The organism is Pseudomonas fluorescens group sp. PF-1, assembly GCF_054481335.1.
This window is the reverse complement of sequence record NZ_JBTMNG010000003.1, coordinates 59,304-77,646: the sequence shown is the minus strand read 5'-3', so window position 1 is coordinate 77,646 and position 18,343 is coordinate 59,304. Positions and strand designations below refer to the sequence as shown.

Genomic DNA, 18,343 nt, shown 5'->3' with positions numbered 1-18,343 from the left:
GGCGCAAGAGCAGCGTCAGAGATCGCCGAGTTGCTCGATGACACCTTGGGCCTTGAGCTCGGCCAAGCGGACGTCATCCAGCCCGAGTCGGCGCTTGAGCACGTCATCGGTGTGCTCACCGAGTTGTGGTGCCGGACGCTGGTACTCCACCGGGGTGTCGGACAGCTTGACCGGGCTGCCGACCATGCGGAACCCGGAATTCAAGGCATGGGGGATGTCGACCAGCATGTCGCGGGCCAGCACCTGCGGTTCTTCCAGGGCCCGGCCGATGTCGTTGATCACACCGACAGGCACCTTGACCGCGTGGATTCTGGTAACCCAATTGTCAGCGGTGTCACCCAGAAAGTGTTCGGCCAGCTTCCCGACGAGCACCTCACGGTTACGCACTCGATCAGCGTTCTTGGTGAACCTCGAGTCCCTGGGCAGTTCCGGCAGGCCGATAGCCTCGCACAACGCGACAAACTGGCTTTCGTTGCCACAGGCGATGATGAAATCCCTATCGCTGGCGGAGAACACCTGGTACGGCACGATATTGACGTGGGCGTTGCCCAGTCGGCCGGGCGAGCGCCCGGTGCTGAGGTAGTTCTGGCTCTGGTTGCCGAGCATCGCCACCTGCACGTCCAGCAGCGCCATGTCGCAATGCTGGCCACGGCCAGTCTTCTCGCGCGCCAGCAATGCGGCCTGGATGGCTATAACGGAATACAGACCGGTCATCACGTCCGACACCGCGACACCCACTTTCTGCGGGCCGGACCCGGGCACGCCATCCTTCTCGCCGGTGATGCTCATGAGGCCGCCCATGCCCTGGATGATGAAGTCGTAGCCGGGCTCTTCCGCACGCGGACCCGTCTGCCCGAAACCGGTGATGGAGCAGTACACCAGGCGCGGATTGAGCTTCGCCAGACTCTCGTAGTCCAGCCCGTACTTGGTCAGCGAACCGGCCTTGTAGTTCTCGATCAGGACATCGCACTCGCAAGCCAAGGCTCGTACCAGCGCCTGGCCTTCGGGAGTCGCGAGGTTCAATGCCACCGACAGCTTGTTGCGGTTGGTTGATTGGTAATAGGAAGCTTCGGGACTGTCCGCGCCATCCGCGGTCTTCATGAAGGGGGGACCCCAGCCGCGGGTGTCGTCGCCCACGCCAGGCCGTTCGATCTTGATCACTTCCGCTCCCAGGTCCGCCAGCACTTGGCCGCACCAGGGACCGGCCAGTACGCGGCTGAGGTCGAGTACACGATATCCGCTTAATGCACCCATCTTCATCTCACCTTCTTTAGCTGCTCAGTCACACGCGCTCGATGACCATCGCCAGCCCTTGGCCGACTCCGATGCACAAACTCACAACAGCGTAGCGCTGGCCGCTGCGCTGCAACTGCCGCGCGGCGCTAAGCGCCAGGCGCGCGCCGGACGCTCCCAGCGGGTGGCCCACAGCAATGGCTCCGCCGTTGGGGTTGACCCGCGGATCGTCGAAGGCCACCCCTAGAGCGCTCAGGCAGCCGAGCACCTGGGAGGCGAAGGCCTCGTTGATCTCGATGATGTCCATATCCGCCAGGCCGAGCCCGGCCCGGGCCAAGGCCTTGTTGATTGCCTCCACCGGACCGACGCCCATGATGCGCGGCTCCACACCCACCGCTGCGGCCGACAGCACGCGCGCCATAGGCACCAGGCCATAACGCTCACCCGCTGCTGCGGACCCGATCAGCAGCGCGGCAGCGCCGTCGTTCACGCCTGAGGCGTTGCCGGCGGTGACCACGCCGCCCTCGGACAGCGGCTTCAGGCGTGCCAGGGCCGCCTCGTCGGACTCCGGCCGTGGATGTTCGTCCTGCTCGACAACGTTCGGCGGGGTCTTGCGTCCGGTGGAAACGCTCACCGGGACGATCTCGTCGTTGAAGAAGCCGGCTTGGCGGGCCGCCTCGTAACGCGCCTGGGAAGCTGCGGCGAAGCGGTCGGCCTGCTCGCGGTTGATGCCGTATTCGCGGGCCACGTTGTCGCCGGTCTGCGGCATGCTGTCGTTGCCGAAGGCGGCGACGATCTTCGGATTTGGGAATCGTGCGCCGATGGTGCTGTCGTAGACCGTCAGGTCGCGGCTGTAGGCGGCTTCGGCCTTGGCCATTACGAAGGGCGCGCGCGACATGCTTTCCACGCCGCCGGCCACGAACAGCTCGCCCTCGCCGCAGGTCACCGCCCGCGCCGCGTCGATGACCGCCGCCAGCCCGCTGGCGCACAGGCGGTTGATCGTCTGTCCCGGCACCGTGACCGGAAGGCCCGCGAGCAATGCAGCATGGCGCGCCACGTTGCGACTGTCCTCGCCTGCCTGGTTGGTGTTGCCGAGGATCACGTCCTCGATGGCATCGCCCGGCACCCCGTGGCGGTCCAGCAATTCACGGATCACATGCGCGGCCAGGTCGTCCGGACGCACCGGCGCCAGGGCGCCGCCATGTCGTCCGAAGGGCGTGCGCAGGCCGGCGTACAGGAAAGCATTGAGCATTGAAGGCTCCTTATTGAAGTGAAAGTGAAGACTCAACCCAGCGCCGGTTCGGCATGGCGCAGCGACAGGCCGAGGGCGGCCCGGCGGCGCAACCAGGGTCCCGGGCGGTAGCGGGCGTCGCCGGTCAGCGCGGTCATGCGTTCAAGAATCAGCAGCAAGCGCGCGGCGCCAACGCTGTCACCCCAGGCCAGCGGTCCCTGCGGATAACCCAAACCACGGCGCACGCCTTCGTCGAGGTCGTCCACGCTGGCGATGCGCTGCTGCACGATGTCACCAGCTAGGTTGACAATCATCGCCAGCATGCGCTGGGCGATGAAGCCGACGCTGTCGTTGATCACGGTAACCCCGACCCCGTCGCCAGCCAGCAGCGCATGGGCCGCATCGCGCATCGCCGGACGGGTTGCAGGGGACTGCATCAGGCAGCGGTGCCGCATCGGGTCGAGTAGCAGGTCGATGCACAGCGTCCGTGCCGGATCGGTGGCGAAGCGGGAGCAGGCGCTGGTCGCGTCGATGCCATAGGGCGCCAGCAGGCATAGTGCCTCGCACGACGGCGTGGTGCCCTGCTCAATGCGAGCGCCGAGCTGCTCCAGCAAACCGGTCAGGCATTCGCGGTCGGTGTCGTTCTCGGCACCAATCCACACCGGCGGCAACGCCTCCACTGTCGGCACCGCCTGCGGTACTGGCGGGTCGATCATTTGCCCGTCCTGGTAGCGGTAGAAGCCACGGCCCACCTTACGCCCCACATAACCGGCCTCGAGCATCAGCCGGGTCAGCGGCGAGGGACGGTAGCGCGGCTCCTGGTAGAACTGGTTGTAGATCGACTCGATCACCGGATGCGACACGTCCAGCGCGGTCAGGTCGAACAGCTCCAGTGGGCCCATGCGAAACCCCAGCCCCTCGCGCAGGATGCGGTCGACATCCGCCGGTTCGGCTACGCCTTCCCGGAGAATCTGCAGCGCCTCGGTGCTGTAGGCGCGGCCGGCGTGGTTGATGATGAATCCCGGGGTGTCCTTGGCGCGAATGCCGCGATGGCCCATGCGCGCCGCCAGCGCCTGCAGGCAGTCGCCCACCTGCGCGTCGGTGGCCAGGCCGTCGATCACTTCGACCACCTTCATCAGTGGTACCGGGTTGAAAAAGTGGAAGCCGGCCACCCGCTCGGGGTGTCGGCAGCCACGGGCGATGCTGGTGACCGAGAGCGACGAAGTGTTGGTCGCCAGGATGCAATCGGCGGTGATCACGGCTTCCAACTCGCCGAGCAACGCCTGTTTGGCATCCAGGCGCTCAACGATGGCCTCGACCACCAGTTGTGCATCAGCCAGTTCTTCCAAGGTGCTGGCCACCTGCAGGCGCTCCAGTGTGGCCTCGACGTCGGCGCCGCTGATCTTGCCCTTGTCTGCCAGCTTGCCGAGGGTGCGCTCCAGGTTGTCACGGGCGACCTGCGCAGCGCCTTCTCGGGCATCGAAGAGTTTCACCTGGATGCCGGCCTGCGCGGCGATTTGGGCGATGCCGCTGCCCATCACACCGGTACCCACGATGGCCATGCGATCGATCATACGAGTCATGTCTCACTCCCCCTGGAAGTTGGCTTTGCGCTTTTCGAGGAAGGCTGCGGCACCCTCCTTCTGGTCACGGGAGTCGAACAGCAACTGGAAGGCTTTGCGCTCAAGTGCCAGAGCACTGTCCAGCGGCAGATCAGCACCGGCCAACATCACCTCCTTGATCTGCGCCACCGCCAGCGCCGGCAGTGCGGCTATCTCAGCGGCCAGCTCTAGGGCACGCGGCAGGGTGCGCTCATCGGCCACCACTTCGCTGACCATGCCCATGGCCAGCGCCTCCGGCGCCTTGACCAGGCAGCCGGTCAGAGCGATGCGCATGGCCTGGAACTTGCCCACCGCGCGGATCAGGCGCTGGGTGCCGCCAGCGCCGGGCATCAGCCCGAGCTTCACTTCCGGCTGGCCGAAGCGCGCCGACTCACCGGCAACGATGATGTCGCAGTGCATGGCCAGCTCGCAGCCGCCGCCCAGGGCGAAGCCGTTCACTGCGGCGATCACCGGTTTCGGGCAGCGGCTGATGGCCTCCCACAGGTACTCGGTGTGCCGGCGATACATTTCGATCGGGCTGGCCTGGGCGAACTCGCGGACATCTGCGCCAGCGACGAAGCACTCTTCGCCACCGGTGAGGACGATCACCCGTACCTGCGGATCGATGGCCAAGGCCCGGAAATGCTCGGCCAGTTGCTGACGCACATGACTGTTGAGGGCGTTCTTCGCCTCGGGGCGACTGATCCGTACAACGGCCACGCCGGTTTCCTGGAAAGTCACTAGGACCTGTTTCGCTTGCTCTGAATTCATGACGTCTAAAATCTCGCCTTTTGTTTCGCTGCACGAAATCACATTTCGAATACGAACAAATCATAGTGACAGGTTGGTGCCGATGTAAACGCCATTGATCAAAAACCGCTTAAAATCCAGTAAAATCAGGCAATTCAAACCGGAATGTTTTCCGGTTGCTCTTTGTACGGATGCTCACTACAATTTCGCCATACGAAACTTGATTTTATTTTATTGATTTTTTGGAGTTGAGGGTTCTACCATGCGCCACAACAGGACGGATTCGCAGGCATCCGTATCGACTGATCACGAGACTGAACTGGAGCTGCTTGAGAAGGGGCTTCTCGATCCGGTGTCAGCCCTGAGTGAAGAGGAAAATAGCGGCCAGTTCGTTACCGCGCTGGCGCGGGGGCTGGAGTTGCTGCGCTGCTTCAGTCCGCGTGAAAACGTGCTCGGCAATCAGGACCTGGCCAGGAAGACCGGCCTGCCTAAGCCGACGGTGACAAGGCTTACCAACACCTTGATGCGGCTGGGCTGCCTGAAGCGCGAAATTCATTCGGGAAAGTACCAGTTGGATGTGGGAGTGCTGGGCTTCGGCTATTCGATGCTCTCGAATTTGTCGATTCGCTCCGTAGCACACCCACTGATGGAGGAACTGGCGAATCACGCTCAGGCCGCGGTTGCCATGGCTGCCCGTGATCGACTGCAGATGGTTTATCTGGATGTGGTGCAAGGCGAGGGGAACATGACCATGCGCCGACAGATCGGCAGCTACCTGCCGCTGGCCCAGAGTTCGGTTGGGCGGGCGTGCCTGGCGGCGATGCCGGAGAACGAACGGGAGTTTCTGCTCGATCACATCCGCCAGCGCGATCTGGAGCAATGGCCGTCCATCCGCAAGGGGCTGGACCGCGCCTTCAGGGACTACGCCGACTACGGCTACTGCCTGTCTATCGGCGAATGGCATCGCGACGTCAATTCCGTCGCCGTGCCCTTGCTACATCCGCAGTACGGGCTGCTGGCCTTCAACTGCGGAGGACCGAGCTTCCAACTGACACGGGAGAGGCTCGAGGACGACATCGGGCCCCGCCTGATCAACATGGTTAACAACATAGGCGCTGCCGCTCGTTGATCCTCGGGTGACAGTGCCTCGCCAGCCGGGCCCACCTGTGGGCCCTTGAGGAGAGCACATGATCCGTGACCCAGAAACCCTGCAGCTTCTGTTGGATTCGATCCATCAGTTCGTCGACGAAGCGTTGATCCCTCGCGAAAACGAAGTTGCCGAGACCGACGCCATCCCGCAGGACATCATCGAGCAGATGCGTGAGATGGGCCTGTTCGGTCTGACCATCCCGGAAGAGTTCGGCGGTCTGGGCGTCACCATGGAAGAAGAGGTGAACATCGCCTTCGAACTCGGCCGCACCTCCCCCGCATTCCGCTCCTACATCGGCACCAACAATGGCATCGGCTCCATCGGTATCCTGCTCGACGGCTCCCCTGAGCAGAAGGACCGATACCTGCCGAAGCTGGCGGCCGGCGAGTGCCTCAGCTCCTTCTGCCTGACCGAGCCTGATTCGGGTTCCGACGCAGCCTCACTGAAGACCACTGCAGTGCGCGACGGCGACTTCTATGTCATCAACGGCACTAAACGCTTCATCACCAACGCGCCGCACGCCGGCATTTTCACTGTGATGGCCCGCACCAATCCGGAGATCAAGGGCGCTGGTAGCATTAGCTCGTTCATAGTCGAAGCCGGCACGCTGGGCATCACCATCGGCAAGCGCGACCACAAGATGGGCCAGAAGGGTGCCCACACAGCCGACGTGATCTTCGAGAACGTGCGCGTTCCTGCCGCCAACCTGATTGGCGGCAAGGAAGGCGTGGGATTCAAGACCGCCATGAAGGTGCTGGACAAGGGCCGGCTGCACATCGCCGCGCTGTCCGTCGGCGCTGCCGAGCGCATGCTCGCAGACACGCTGCAGTACGCCATCGAGCGCAAGCAGTTCGGCCAGCCCATCGCCGAGTTCCAACTGATCCAAGGCATGTTGGCCGACAGCAAAGCGGAGATCTACGCCGCCCGCTGCATGGTGCTGGACGCTGCACGCAAGCGCGACGAGGGCCTGAACGTCAGTACCGAAGCCTCCTGCGCCAAGATGTTCGCCACCGAGATGTGCGGTCGCGTAGCCGATCGTGGAGTCCAGATTCATGGCGGCGCAGGCTACATCAGCGAATACGCCATCGAGCGCTTCTACCGCGACGTGCGCCTGTTCCGCCTGTACGAGGGTACGACCCAGATCCAGCAGGTGATCATCGCCCGCAACATGATCCGCGAAGCTCAGCGCTAACCCTGCCCGCGCGTCCATGCCATTGGCACTCGCTCGGTGGCATAGGTATCCCGGACGCGCGTCCAGATGGGTCCAGCAGCGCGGGGAGGAGGCACTTTTCCCGTTTCGCTAGAACAACAAAAGGCTTCGTTCGTTATGAGCACCACGACAGCCATTCAAACAAGTGTGGACGCCCCCAGGAGAAATACTTGGGTCATTGTCTTCGTCTTCTGCTTCCTTGGCCTGCTGATCACATCAAGGACAAACAGTTCGACCTGCAGAAGCAGTAAGCGACACGGCGTCGTCCACCGGGTGGAAACACCCCGATGGGCGCAGGCCTGCGGGGTGTTTTTCTGAGTGAAGTCAGCCCGGTATGGCTTGAAGAACGCATGTTCATATCCACAATTGCCATTGTCGTGAGGGCTGATCAAGATTCGAGCGAAGTGAGGCTTCTCGAAAGTCCTAAGTGTCTGAGGAGAAGTAACCCGATATTTCAGTCCTGCAGGATCGCCAAAGCCCGTGCTGCTCAAGGGTTGCTGTAAGTCGGAAAGCATCCCTTCATGCCTTGACGATCAGCAGGAGTTGTGGTGTGCTTTGAGGGCATGCTGGATTGATAGCTAATTCGTTTGAAATGCAGGGTTGTCGAATAGAAAAGTCATTTTTTGACTCATGCAAAATGCTGAAAAAAAATATAAGAAAGTCTTTGATGGAATGGAAAAACAATGCGAGAGAGCATTGGTTCCAGACCACATGGAGACATAAGAGGCAGAAAGTAAGATGAAAAAACTTATCTCGCCAGAACAAGTACCAAAGTGGATTCCGGGTGAACTCACCTTAGACAGCGCTCCCCTATCTTGGGAAGGCATGACGCTTAAGGGGTATCGCTACACCGATCTGGACGTAGCGATACCTGAGATGCGTGATTTCATGATCGTCATCTATAAGCGCGGCATGTCCGAGATGAGTCGGCGTAGCAGTGGGCCATGGCATTCCGAAACAGTAGAGCCCGGCGTCATGTCGATTCTCACCCGCGGCGAGCAATCACAATGGCGCTGGAACAAACCGATCGATGTTTCCCACCTGTACCTATCACAAGCCGCCGTCGCGCGTGTCGCAGGCGAGGTGTTCGAGCGCGACATCAAGGACGTCGAAATGTACGATCTGGTCAGCGCCAAAGATCCGACCCTGCCAACTTTGGTGGCGATGCTTGAAAGTGAATTGAAAGAGGGCGGGCTTGGGGGAAGTCTTTACGTGGAGTCGCTGAAAAACCAATTGTGTATTCATGTGTTGCGCCGCTACGCGAACATCATTTTTCGAGAACATTGCGCCTATGGGAAGCTCTCGTCGGCACAGTGTGGGCTCCTTGTTCAATACATTAAGGAGAATATCGATCAGAATATTTCGCTGGAGGATATGGCCGGGCTGACAAATCTAACCGTATTCAGTCTTATTCGGAAATTCCAGAACGAGTTTAACTGCTCTCCGCATGTCTATGTGATGCGGCAACGGATTGAGCATGCAAAGCAGTTAATTGCGCGCCAGGACATGCCGTTGAAGGTTGTCGCTGCCTGTAGCGGATTCTCCGACCAGAGTCACATGACGCGCCTCTTCCGAAAATTTCTCAACGTGACACCGACGGAGTATAGTCGATCGACTGCAATGCATGGATATAAAAAATAATACCTAAAGATAGGGCTTTTGAGGAAGTTATACGTGCACGGACGTGCTGATCATGAACATCCATATCGGGTGATAAGCTCCGAAAGAAAATTTTTCGCATATTTCGAGCTGTTTGCCACGCGCGCGGGTGGCGGAGCCTCCATGGGGCTCTCCATTCTCCGAAAATACGCGAAAACTTTCTTTCTCTCACTTGTTGCGCATCACAGGATTCCTCTTGAAGCCAATCATAATTGTGCAGGCAGAGCGAGGAAAACGCTCCGTAAACTCCATCTGCCGACGATGGAGTCGGTGCGTTACATTGTCGTCGCTGGTTTGTAGGCCCACGGCGGCAGCGCTTCGCAGTCCTCTACTCTGCGCGCCTGCGGTAGGCGTTCGAGGACGTAGCGCAGCCACGCATTGGGCTCCAGACCCCTGACTCGTGCGTTAAATCGGCGTTCTACAACCCCAAGCGGAGGTCGAGTCTCCGGGAAATGGCCTGAGCAAGGTCGCTGGTTGCGCACGGCAGACGGCCATTCACGATGCTCTGCGAGAGCCTAGGTGTGCAGTCCCGGGATGAGGTGGTGCGGGTCAAGCTTGAAACGGTTCGGCGTTCGAGTCCAGGCATCACAGATCGTTTTGAACGGAGTACGCCACCGTAAAGCCTTCAGATGCTTGGCAAAGTTGTATGCCGTAACAAAGGCCCGCACATGGGCCTTCAGCGCATCGAAGTCCGGATAGTGGAACGACTTGATGGTGGCCTCCTTCACGGTGCGATTCATGCGCTCGACCTGTCCGTTGGTCCACGGGTGATAGGGCTTGGTGAGCTTGTGCTTGATGCCATGCTCCTGGCAGACACGGTCGAAAATGTGCCCACCAAACCGATTGGTCAGGCCGTTGCGATACCGTGGCTGCTCGGTGAACGCCACGCCGTTGTCCGTGAGAACTGTGTGAATGGTGTACGGGTATGCCGTCACCACCTCTTCGAGAAACGCCGCGCCGTTCTGCTTTGTTGCAGCATCGAAAAACGCCACATGGGTGAACTTGGTGACGCGATCAATCGCCAGGAACATGTGCTGTTTTCCCTGCTCCAGACGGAGCTCACTGCTGTCGATATGCAGGTAGCCAATTTCGGTTGGCGCAAACTTTCCATGCTTGGCTCCGACCGGCTCTTTGCTGGGCAGTCTGCTGATGCCATGGCGTACCAGGCAGCGATGCAAGGCACTGCGAGTCAGTTGAGGGAGGGGTTCACGCAGATGCCCCAGCAGGTCGTCCAAGGGAAGCAGGGTGCAGCGCCTGAGCTCGACCACCATCGCTTCCTCAGCATCCGAGAGTCGGACGCTACGCGGCTTGGCAGGCCCCATAGGCTTGTCAGCTGTCGTCGAGCGCGTACGCCACTTGGCTACGGTTTTGACGTTCAGTCCGTAGCGGGCGGCAAGGGCGCGCGTCGACTCTTGCGACGCTTGGAGCTCGGCTCGAACTCGCGGCGTTGTGCGGGCTGAGCCATGAAGACCTGTTGCCATAGCGCATCCTCCTGATGAGGGTTCAAGAATGCACCATGACTTCCCGGGACTGCACACCTAACCCGGTGCTCGAATGTAAGGAACTGCACTTTTTTGCCGTCTGGCTAAGCCCGGATCTGTGTTTTTAGAGGTGCCCTTTGGCCGCCCGCGATTAGCAATTCTATTCCAAAAAATGTAAAAAACGTTCAATACCCCCAATCGGTTCAACAATCAGTATACGTGCTAGCTGTTCCACACTCACAATAATAATAGAGCCAATTAGCATGAATACCTCTTCCGAAGCAGATTTTCTGCGCGCTCTGTATCAGTCCTGGACCGACCGTATGGCGGCCAATCCCAATCTGACAATTGCTGACTTACGCAGCCTGTTTGACGAATGGCACCAGCCTACGCTGGAGCCCGAGGGTGTGACCTACAAATCAGACGTTGTTGCTGGAGTCGAGTCCATCTGGGCGCTGCCGGAGAGCGCCGATTCCTCCAAGGTGATTCTGTACACCCATGGGGGGGGCTTCGCTGTTGGGTCAGCCGCGAGCCACCGCAAGTTTGCAGGACATCTTGCCAAACAATTGGGTGTCACAGCGGTTGTCATCGACTACCGTCGTGCACCCGAGCATCCCTTTCCCGCACAGATAGAGGATGCGACAGCCGTGTACCGCGAGCTTCTTGAACGCGGCTTCAAATCGCAAAACATTACGACAAGCGGTGACTCGGCTGGCGGCAACCTCGCAATTGCAACAGTGCTCAAATTGCGCGACGAGGGCATGGCCTTGCCGGGTTCCGTCATCGTTTTTTCCCCATGGCTCGATATGGAGCATATTGGCCAGACTCTGGAGGCCAACCATGCAACTGACGCGTTGGTGAGTAAAGCTGTTCTTCAGAGGATGTCGGGTATGTTCCTTGGCGAGACCGGTTCGCGAACCAATCCGCTTACTAATCCACTTAAAGCCAACTACCAGGAATTCCCGCGCCTGTATATCTCGGTTGGCTCGCTAGAGACGCTACTCGACAACGCCACTGACTTGGAAAAAATATCCAAGACCGCCGGTGTGGATGTGACCCTGTCTGTAGTGGATGGCATGCAGCACGTATTCCCGATCTTGGCGGGGCGTGCCCTCGAGGCCGATGCCGAGCTCAGCCATATCGCTAAGTGGTTCAAATCCGCGTGACGGGGTAGCCCCTTGCTATTTCCGGGTTTAGCTGCCCGGAGCTTCATCATCTCAAAAAGTTAATGCGGGCACAGGCTTCCGCCAGGCGGAGCTTTGGCCATAAAAAGGAGAAACGTCGTGGTAGCAACTAAAGATTTCGACGCCATCGTCGTTGGCGCAGGGTTTGGCGGTCTGTATATGCTGAAAAAACTGCGCGACGAGCAGGGTCTCAATGTTCGCGTCTTCGACAAGGCAGGTGATGTGGGCGGAACGTGGTACTGGAACCGCTATCCGGGCGCCCTGTCCGATACTGAAACCCATGTTTACTGCTATTCGTGGGACAAAGAACTGTTGCAGGAGATGGATATCACCAGTCGGTACACTACCCAGCCGCAAATCCTCAAATACCTCGAGAAAGTGGCGGACCGCCATGATCTGCGCAAGGATATCCAGTTCAATACTGGGATCACCGCGATGCATTTCAACGAAACGACTAACCTCTGGGAGGTGCATACCGACACGGGTGAGTCGTACACTGCCAAGTTTATCGTGACTGCGCTTGGTCTGCTCTCCGCCACTAATATTCCAAAAATTAAAGGCCTAGAGACCTTCCAGAGAGAGTGTTACCACACGGGTAACTGGCCCCAGGATGTTCAGTTCGAGGGAAAACGTGTGGGCGTGATCGGTACAGGATCCACAGGTACCCAGGTGATCACCGCCATTGCGCCACAGGTCGAGCATCTCACAGTGTTCCAGCGTTCGCCGCAATACAGCGTACCGGTCGGTAACGGCCCGGTCAGCAGAGAGTATGTCGACAACATCAAGAAGAATTACGACAAAATCTGGGAGCAAGTGAAAAACTCCATGGTCGCCTTCGGCTTCGAGGAAAGCACGGTGCCGGCGATGAGTGTTTCTGATGAGGAACGCCAGGCAGTCTTCCAGAAGGCTTGGGAAAATGGTGGCGGCTTTCGTTTCATGTTTGAAACCTTCTGCGACATCGCCACAGACGAACGTGCCAACAAGGCCGCGCAGGATTTCATCCGGTCCAAGATTGCCGAAATCGTCAAGGATCCGGAAACTGCTCGCAAGCTCACGCCGAACGACCTGTACGCTAAGCGCCCTCTGTGCGACAGCGGTTACTACGCAACGTACAACCGCCCGAACGTGAGCCTGCTGGACGTCAAGGCCAACCCGATAGCAGAGATCACCCCCAAAGGGGTGAAAACCGCAGATGGGGTCGAACATGAGTTGGATATGCTGATCTTTGCCACCGGCTTCGATGCGGTGGACGGTAACTACACCAAGATCGATATCCGAGGCCGTAAAGGCCTGACCATCCAAGACCACTGGAAGGCCGGTCCGAGCAGCTACCTCGGAGTTGCGAACGTGAATTACCCCAACATGTTCATGGTACTAGGCCCCAACGGCCCCTTCACCAACTTGCCGCCTTCAATCGAGACCCAGGTCGAGTGGATTAGCGACCTGATCCAGGAAACCAATGCCAAGAACCTCAAGACGGTGGAGCCTACGCCCGAGGCCGAGGCCTGCTGGACCAAGACCTGCCAGGACATTGCGAACATGACACTTTTCCCGAAAGCAGAGTCATGGATTTTCGGCGCCAATATCCCAGGCAAAACCAACACCGTGTACTTCTACCTGGCCGGACTCGGTGCCTATCGGCAGCAGCTCACCGAAGTCCGAAATCAAGGTTATCAAGGCTTCCAGTTTCAGTAAAAAATCACTTGAAAACTAAGGGGGGCAACATGAATCGCGTACAAGACAAAGTCATTATCGTTACCGGCGGCGCAATGGGCATGGGGCAATCGCACAGCGAACTGCTCGCTTCGCACGGTGCATGGGTGTTTGTGGCAGACATGAATGTGGAATTGGGCCAGACCACGGTGGCCGGTATCCGCAAGAGCGGCGGCAAGGCCGACTTCCTGAAACTGGATGTAACAAACGAGGCTGACTGGCATGCAGCGGTGGGGCAGGTTATCGAACGTGCAGGTCGCATCGACGTGCTGATCAACAACGCCGGTATCCTTATTTTAAAGCCTGTGCAAGACACGACCAATGAGGACTGGGACCGCATCTTCGATGTTAACGCGCGTAGTGTCTTCATTGGCACGCGGACGGTCATTCCATTCATGAAGAAAGCAGGCAAAGGCAATATCGTTAACGTATCGTCCATCTATGGTTTGGTCGGCGCCCCCGGTGCCAGCGCCTATCAAGCATCCAAGGGAGCTGTACGCATGTTCACCAAGTCGTGCGCGGTGGATCTGGCCCCCTTCAACATCCGTGTCAACTCGGTGCATCCAGGCGTAATTGAGACACAAATGACGCGGGATCTGCTGGCTGACTCCGTCATCCGCCCGGCCCTGCTCGGACCAACCCTGCTCAAGCGTCCGGCTCAGCCAATCGAAGTGTCACAGGCAGTGCTCTTCCTCGCGTCGGACGAGTCGTCCTTCGTGCATGGCGCAGAGCTGGTGGTCGATGGCGGCTACACCGCCAACTGACGCAGGCACGGTCGACGAGTTGATCTTGCTGCCGGGCTGCGCATCTAGCCTGGACTTCATGATCGACTTGCCAAACGCTCGCGCTCAGCAGCTTCAACTTCCTATCTTCAATCAAGAGGCATTCTATGCGTTGTTATTGCGTCACACACCACGGCCAGCCGCTAGAGCTGACAGACAAACCGATCCCGCAACCGCAGGGCACCGAGGTGCTGTTGCGGGTGAAAGCTGCCGGTTTGTGTCATACCGACCTTCACCTGTGGGAAGGTTTTTACGATCTGGGCGCTGGCAAGCGCCTGATGCTAGCCGATCGCGGAATCAAGCCGCCGATGATCCTCAGCCACGAAGTATGTGGTGAAGTCATCTCTGCTGGCAGCGAGGCGGGAGACCTAAAGATTGGTATGCGCAGCCTTGTACACCCGTGGATTGGTTGTGGTGAATGTGCAGCCTGCCAGCGCGGCGAGGAAAATATCTGCATCAAACCGCAGGCGTTGGGCGTCATGCGGGCGGGAGGGTTTGCCGAGTACGTCGTCGTGCCGCATCCGCGCTACTTAGTGGATATCGAGGGACTTGACGACGCAGAGGCGGCACCGCTGGCTTGCGCTGGTGTAACGACTTTTAGTGCTATCTCCAAGTTTGGTAACCGTATTCATGAAGGTCCGGTGGTCATCATCGGTGCCGGCGGTCTGGGCCTGATGGCTATTGAGGTACTCAAGGCAATGGGTGCCAAAGGCGCTGTCGTGGTCGATATCGACGCGAGTAAGCGCGAGGCAGCGCTCGCGGCTGGTGCGTTAGCGGCCATCGACGGCAAGGCCGCTGATGCCGCACAACAGATCATGCAAGCCACCGACGGTGGTGCGCGTGCAGTCCTTGATCTGGTGGGCGCTACGGCGACGGTAACCCTGGCCATCGCGAGTTGTGCGCGTGGTGGGCACATCGTCATCTGCGGCCTGATGGGGGGCGACATTACCCTGTCGCTGCCAGTGATCCCGATGCGCCCGCTGACTATTGAAGGCAGCTATGTCGGCTCACTGGCCGAGTTACGGGAGTTGGTGAAGTTGGTTAAGCGTACAGGAATGTCTGCGATTCCCGTGACACGCCGCCCTATGTCCGAAGTCAACGCCGCCATGCAGGACCTGCATAACGGCAAGGTGATCGGCCGTACGGTCCTTATTCCCTGAAACTTCGGAGGCCCCCATGTATACCGAGCTTAGTCTTTATATTGATGGCCAATTCCTTCAAGGCGGAGGCCGCCGTGAACAGGATGTGCTGAATCCTGCCACGAATCTTCCGATCGGAAAATTGCCGCACGCCACGCACGCTGATCTGGATTTGGCTCTGTCGAGCGCGCAGCGCGCGTTTGAGTCCTGGCGGCACAGCTCGCCCTTGCAGCGTAGTCAGATCCTGCGCAAGGTGGGTGAACTGATGCGCGAGCGCGCACAGACCATCGGCTGCAACATCACACTGGAGCAAGGCAAGCCCCTGGCTGAGGGGGTGGGCGAAGTGACCATTTGCGCCGAACATGCCGACTGGCATGCCGAGGAATGCCGCCGCATCTACGGTCGGCTCATCCCGGCACGCAATAGTCAGGTGCAACAGATGGTCTTGCGCGAGCCGATTGGCGTGTGCGTCGCGTTCTCTCCGTGGAACTTCCCTTTCAGCCAGGCCTTCCGCAAGGTGGCGGCAGCAGTGGGCGCCGGGTGTTCAGTCATCCTCAAGGGCTCCAGCGATACACCCAGTGCGGTGGTCGCCATCGCTCAGCTGTTCCACGATGCCGGTCTTCCGCCGGGTGTGCTGAACTTGGTCTCAGGGGACTCAGGGATGATCTCGGACCACCTGATCAAGTCGCCGGTCGTGCGCAAGATCTCGTTCACGGGCTCGACCCCGGTGGGCCAGCATCTGGCTGCGCTGGCGGGCTCCCTGATGAAACGCTGCACGATGGAGCTAGGCGGCCACGCGCCAGTGATCGTGTGTGACGATGCCGACATCGACAGCGCTGCGGAAGCGCTGGCCGGTTTCAAGTTCCGCAACGCGGGGCAGGTCTGTATTTCCCCCACACGCTTTTTTGTTCAAGAAGGGGCCTATGACCGCTTCGTCGAGTGCTTCGTGGCCAAAGCCCAGTCCTTGAAGGTGGGCGATGGCCTGGAGGCTGGCACCCAGATGGGGCCATTAGCGCAACATCGTCGCGTCACCGCCATGGAAAGGTTTGTTGAGGATGCGCGGCAACGGGGGGCGAGCATCCTGACAGGTGGAAGTGCGTTACCGGGAGACGGCAACTTCTTTGCACCCACCGTAATGACCGATTTGCCGGAAGATTCCCGCTTCATGAACGACGAACCGTTTGGACCGCTGGCCGGTATCGTGCGCTTCAAAACAGTGGAGGAGGCCTTGCAGCGCGCTAATCGCTTGCCGTTTGGCCTGGCATCCTACGCCTTCACAACGTCCAGTAAGAACGCGCATACCATCTCCCGTGGGCTTGAGGCAGGTATGGTGTCGATCAACCATCTGGGGCTCGCCGTCGCGGAGACGCCCTTCGGCGGCATCAAGGACAGTGGCTACGGCAGTGAGGGCGGTAGCGAAACCTTCGACGGCTACCTCACGACCAAATTCGTGACCCAACTCAATTAACTGACTTGAGTGTGCAGTGGCCAACGAACAGGTTTTTACCGCACTGACCGAGCCCGATGTCGGATCGGATGCAGCCACGCTCAGTAATCGCGCCGTGAAAGACGGCGACGATTACTGTGGCAACAAGCGCATGTATCAGCGCAGACCTGTGGCATATCAACGGATACAAGGTTGAGCGCTTTTATCGCGATGTGCGCCCGTATGAAGGTACCGTCCAGACCCAGCAACTGATCATTGGCAAGCACTTAAGGAAACTCTGAAAAAGACTTCCCGAATCTGGTGAAATACGCCCATCCGTTTTTTCGAGTGAATCAATGAAGCAGATCTCCTTCGCCGATGCTGAGTACGCTGGTAAGCGTAAGCAAACCCGTTGTGAACGCTTTCTGATCGAGATGGATCAGGTGGTGCCGTGGAAGGGGTTGATCGCTTTGATCGAACCGCATTACCCCAAAGGCGAAGGTGGACGGCCTTCATACCCGTTGATGGCGATTTTGCGTGTTCACCTGATGTAGAACTGGTTCGGCTACAGCGATCCGGCGATGGAGGAGTCACTCTACGAGACCACGATTTTGCGCCACTTTGCCGGGCTGAGCCTGGAGCGCATCCCGGATGAAACCACCATCCTCAACTTCCGCCGCCTACTGGAGAAACACGACCTGGCCGCCGGGATTCTGGGCGTCATTAATGATTACCTCGGCGACCGCGGCTTACTGCTGCGCCACGGCACCATCGTCGATGCCACGATCATTCATGCGCCCAGTTCGACCAAGAATAAGGAAGGCAAGCGCGACCCTGAGATGCATCAGACCAAGAAAGGCAACCAATTCTATTTCGGCAGTGCGACCTGAAAGTCGCATGGGTTTCTGTTCCGCAGGTTAACGCCCGACGGAACCGACTGTTCCACCACTCGTTCCCTACCCAGACAGGCGTGGCCGGCAACAGCCGGGTCTGAAGCTCTGGGGACAATGTAACCGCCGATATTTCGGTAGGTCGAACCGCGAGGCCAGACTGAATCTGCCAGCATCAAGGCGGAGAGGTGCTAGGGATGAACGGGTACGGCTAACACAAGTGAACCTCATATAAACGTCGTCATAGTAGCCAAGCCTAAGATGCTGACAGGCTTGAACCAAAAGGTATGCGGACAGGCAGGGGCTCTTACCGATAGCCCCTCGTGGATGTGGTGCCGCCGGCGAAATCGAGGAGCCCGACCCGTTCGGAAATCCATGCGGAACAGGGTAAGCCCGTAGCGTTGCCGATTTCGGCAGGTGAGCTGTAAAGCAAGCTGTTGATGCGTAAGCGCTCCATAAACCCCACCTTCAAATGACCCCTGCACAACCTGATGCTGTGCTCCCGATTTCTTTCTGGAGCCAGCTCATGATGCGTCCCGACCCCAGGGTCAAAACCGTTTACCTCTACCCCAAGCCGGTTGATTTCCGCAAATCCATCAATGGCCTGGCCGCCCTGGTCGATTTGGATATCAAGGTGGCGGTGTTCGACCCCGTGCTGTTCGTCTTCCTCAATCGCACGCGCAGCCAAGTGAAAGTTCTGTACTGGCATCGCAACGGCTTCTGTTTGTGGCTCAAGCGCCTGGAGGCTGAGCGTTTCAAGACCAAGCCAGATGCGGGTGATGAAGCCATCGAACTGACTGTGCGGGAGTTGAACCAGTTACTGGAGGGAATCGACCTCTGGGGCAACCAACCGCACAAGGTGCTGACGCCACGTTTCGTCACCTGAGCCGGTAT

General features: G+C 59.1%; 16 protein-coding genes and 1 pseudogene. 11 read left to right on the top strand and 6 right to left on the bottom strand.

The window, feature by feature from the left end:
* Nucleotides 1–15: 15 nt before the first annotated feature.
* Genes ACX3YD_RS32180 through ACX3YD_RS32165 form a run of 4 tightly spaced genes read right to left on the bottom strand, consistent with a single transcriptional unit; the run spans nt 16 to nt 4,836 of the window.
* On the bottom strand, nt 16–1,254 hold the full coding sequence (locus tag ACX3YD_RS32180; RefSeq protein WP_031325813.1) for a CaiB/BaiF CoA transferase family protein: 1,239 nt from the start codon (nt 1,252–1,254) through the stop codon (nt 16–18).
* Nucleotides 1,255–1,282: 28 nt separating this feature from the next.
* Nucleotides 1,283–2,485 (bottom strand): 3-oxoadipyl-CoA thiolase, encoded by a 1,203-nt coding sequence (locus ACX3YD_RS32175; protein WP_033962534.1) that lies wholly within the window; start codon nt 2,483–2,485, stop codon nt 1,283–1,285.
* Between the two features lie 32 nt (nt 2,486–2,517).
* The gene (locus ACX3YD_RS32170; protein WP_033962532.1) at nt 2,518–4,047 is read right to left on the bottom strand and encodes a 3-hydroxyacyl-CoA dehydrogenase; all 1,530 of its coding nucleotides are present in this window, start codon (nt 4,045–4,047) and stop codon (nt 2,518–2,520) included.
* A gap of 3 nt (nt 4,048–4,050) precedes the next feature.
* Nucleotides 4,051–4,836, bottom strand: coding sequence for an enoyl-CoA hydratase (locus tag ACX3YD_RS32165; protein ID WP_023663046.1), 786 nt, complete (start codon nt 4,834–4,836; stop codon nt 4,051–4,053).
* A gap of 241 nt (nt 4,837–5,077) precedes the next feature.
* Between ACX3YD_RS32165 and ACX3YD_RS32160 the strand changes: the two genes are divergently transcribed.
* From ACX3YD_RS32160 to ACX3YD_RS32150, 3 genes are all read left to right on the top strand, one after another.
* Nucleotides 5,078–5,944, top strand: a complete 867-nt coding sequence (locus ACX3YD_RS32160; protein ID WP_023049451.1) for an IclR family transcriptional regulator — start codon at nt 5,078–5,080, stop codon at nt 5,942–5,944.
* 58 nt (nt 5,945–6,002) lie between these two features.
* Nucleotides 6,003–7,157, top strand: coding sequence for an acyl-CoA dehydrogenase family protein (locus ACX3YD_RS32155; RefSeq protein WP_023049450.1), 1,155 nt, complete (start codon nt 6,003–6,005; stop codon nt 7,155–7,157).
* Nucleotides 7,158–7,913: 756 nt separating this feature from the next.
* Entirely contained in the window at nt 7,914–8,816 is a 903-nt protein-coding gene (locus ACX3YD_RS32150; RefSeq protein ID WP_023049448.1) for a helix-turn-helix domain-containing protein, read from the top strand.
* A 293-nt stretch (nt 8,817–9,109) separates the two neighbouring features.
* On the opposite strand, the gene ACX3YD_RS32145 is transcribed toward ACX3YD_RS32150, so the two are convergent.
* Both ACX3YD_RS32145 and ACX3YD_RS32140 read right to left on the bottom strand, forming a co-directional pair.
* Nucleotides 9,110–9,316, bottom strand: coding sequence for a transposase domain-containing protein (locus tag ACX3YD_RS32145; RefSeq protein ID WP_103470362.1), 207 nt, complete (start codon nt 9,314–9,316; stop codon nt 9,110–9,112).
* A gap of 33 nt (nt 9,317–9,349) precedes the next feature.
* The gene (locus tag ACX3YD_RS32140) at nt 9,350–10,315 is read right to left on the bottom strand and encodes an IS481 family transposase (protein WP_031312623.1); all 966 of its coding nucleotides are present in this window, start codon (nt 10,313–10,315) and stop codon (nt 9,350–9,352) included.
* Nucleotides 10,316–10,578: 263 nt separating this feature from the next.
* On the opposite strand from ACX3YD_RS32140, the gene ACX3YD_RS32135 reads away from it, so the two are divergent.
* The 8 genes and pseudogenes from ACX3YD_RS32135 to tnpB all read left to right on the top strand — a co-directional run bounded on the left by ACX3YD_RS32135 (nt 10,579) and on the right by tnpB (nt 18,335).
* Nucleotides 10,579–11,481, top strand: coding sequence for an alpha/beta hydrolase (locus ACX3YD_RS32135; RefSeq protein WP_458962125.1), 903 nt, complete (start codon nt 10,579–10,581; stop codon nt 11,479–11,481).
* A gap of 117 nt (nt 11,482–11,598) precedes the next feature.
* Nucleotides 11,599–13,194: a flavin-containing monooxygenase gene (locus ACX3YD_RS32130; protein ID WP_458962124.1), complete on the top strand. Its 1,596-nt coding sequence runs from the start codon at nt 11,599–11,601 to the stop codon at nt 13,192–13,194.
* Between the two features lie 29 nt (nt 13,195–13,223).
* Nucleotides 13,224–13,976, top strand: a complete 753-nt coding sequence (locus ACX3YD_RS32125; RefSeq protein ID WP_144000676.1) for a glucose 1-dehydrogenase — start codon at nt 13,224–13,226, stop codon at nt 13,974–13,976.
* 125 nt (nt 13,977–14,101) lie between these two features.
* Nucleotides 14,102–15,154, top strand: a complete 1,053-nt coding sequence (locus tag ACX3YD_RS32120; protein WP_458962123.1) for an alcohol dehydrogenase — start codon at nt 14,102–14,104, stop codon at nt 15,152–15,154.
* Between the two features lie 16 nt (nt 15,155–15,170).
* Nucleotides 15,171–16,601 (top strand): NAD-dependent succinate-semialdehyde dehydrogenase, encoded by a 1,431-nt coding sequence (locus ACX3YD_RS32115; RefSeq protein ID WP_458962122.1) that lies wholly within the window; start codon nt 15,171–15,173, stop codon nt 16,599–16,601.
* Between the two features lie 16 nt (nt 16,602–16,617).
* Nucleotides 16,618–16,776 (top strand): hypothetical protein, encoded by a 159-nt coding sequence (locus tag ACX3YD_RS32110; RefSeq protein ID WP_319298815.1) that lies wholly within the window; start codon nt 16,618–16,620, stop codon nt 16,774–16,776.
* 139 nt (nt 16,777–16,915) lie between these two features.
* Nucleotides 16,916–17,437 (top strand): annotated as a pseudogene (locus ACX3YD_RS32105) (IS5 family transposase); the annotation flags it as partial.
* Nucleotides 17,438–17,975: 538 nt separating this feature from the next.
* Nucleotides 17,976–18,335, top strand: coding sequence for an IS66 family insertion sequence element accessory protein TnpB (gene tnpB / locus ACX3YD_RS32100; RefSeq protein ID WP_319298814.1), 360 nt, complete (start codon nt 17,976–17,978; stop codon nt 18,333–18,335).
* The last annotated feature ends 8 nt before the right edge of the window (nt 18,336–18,343 follow it).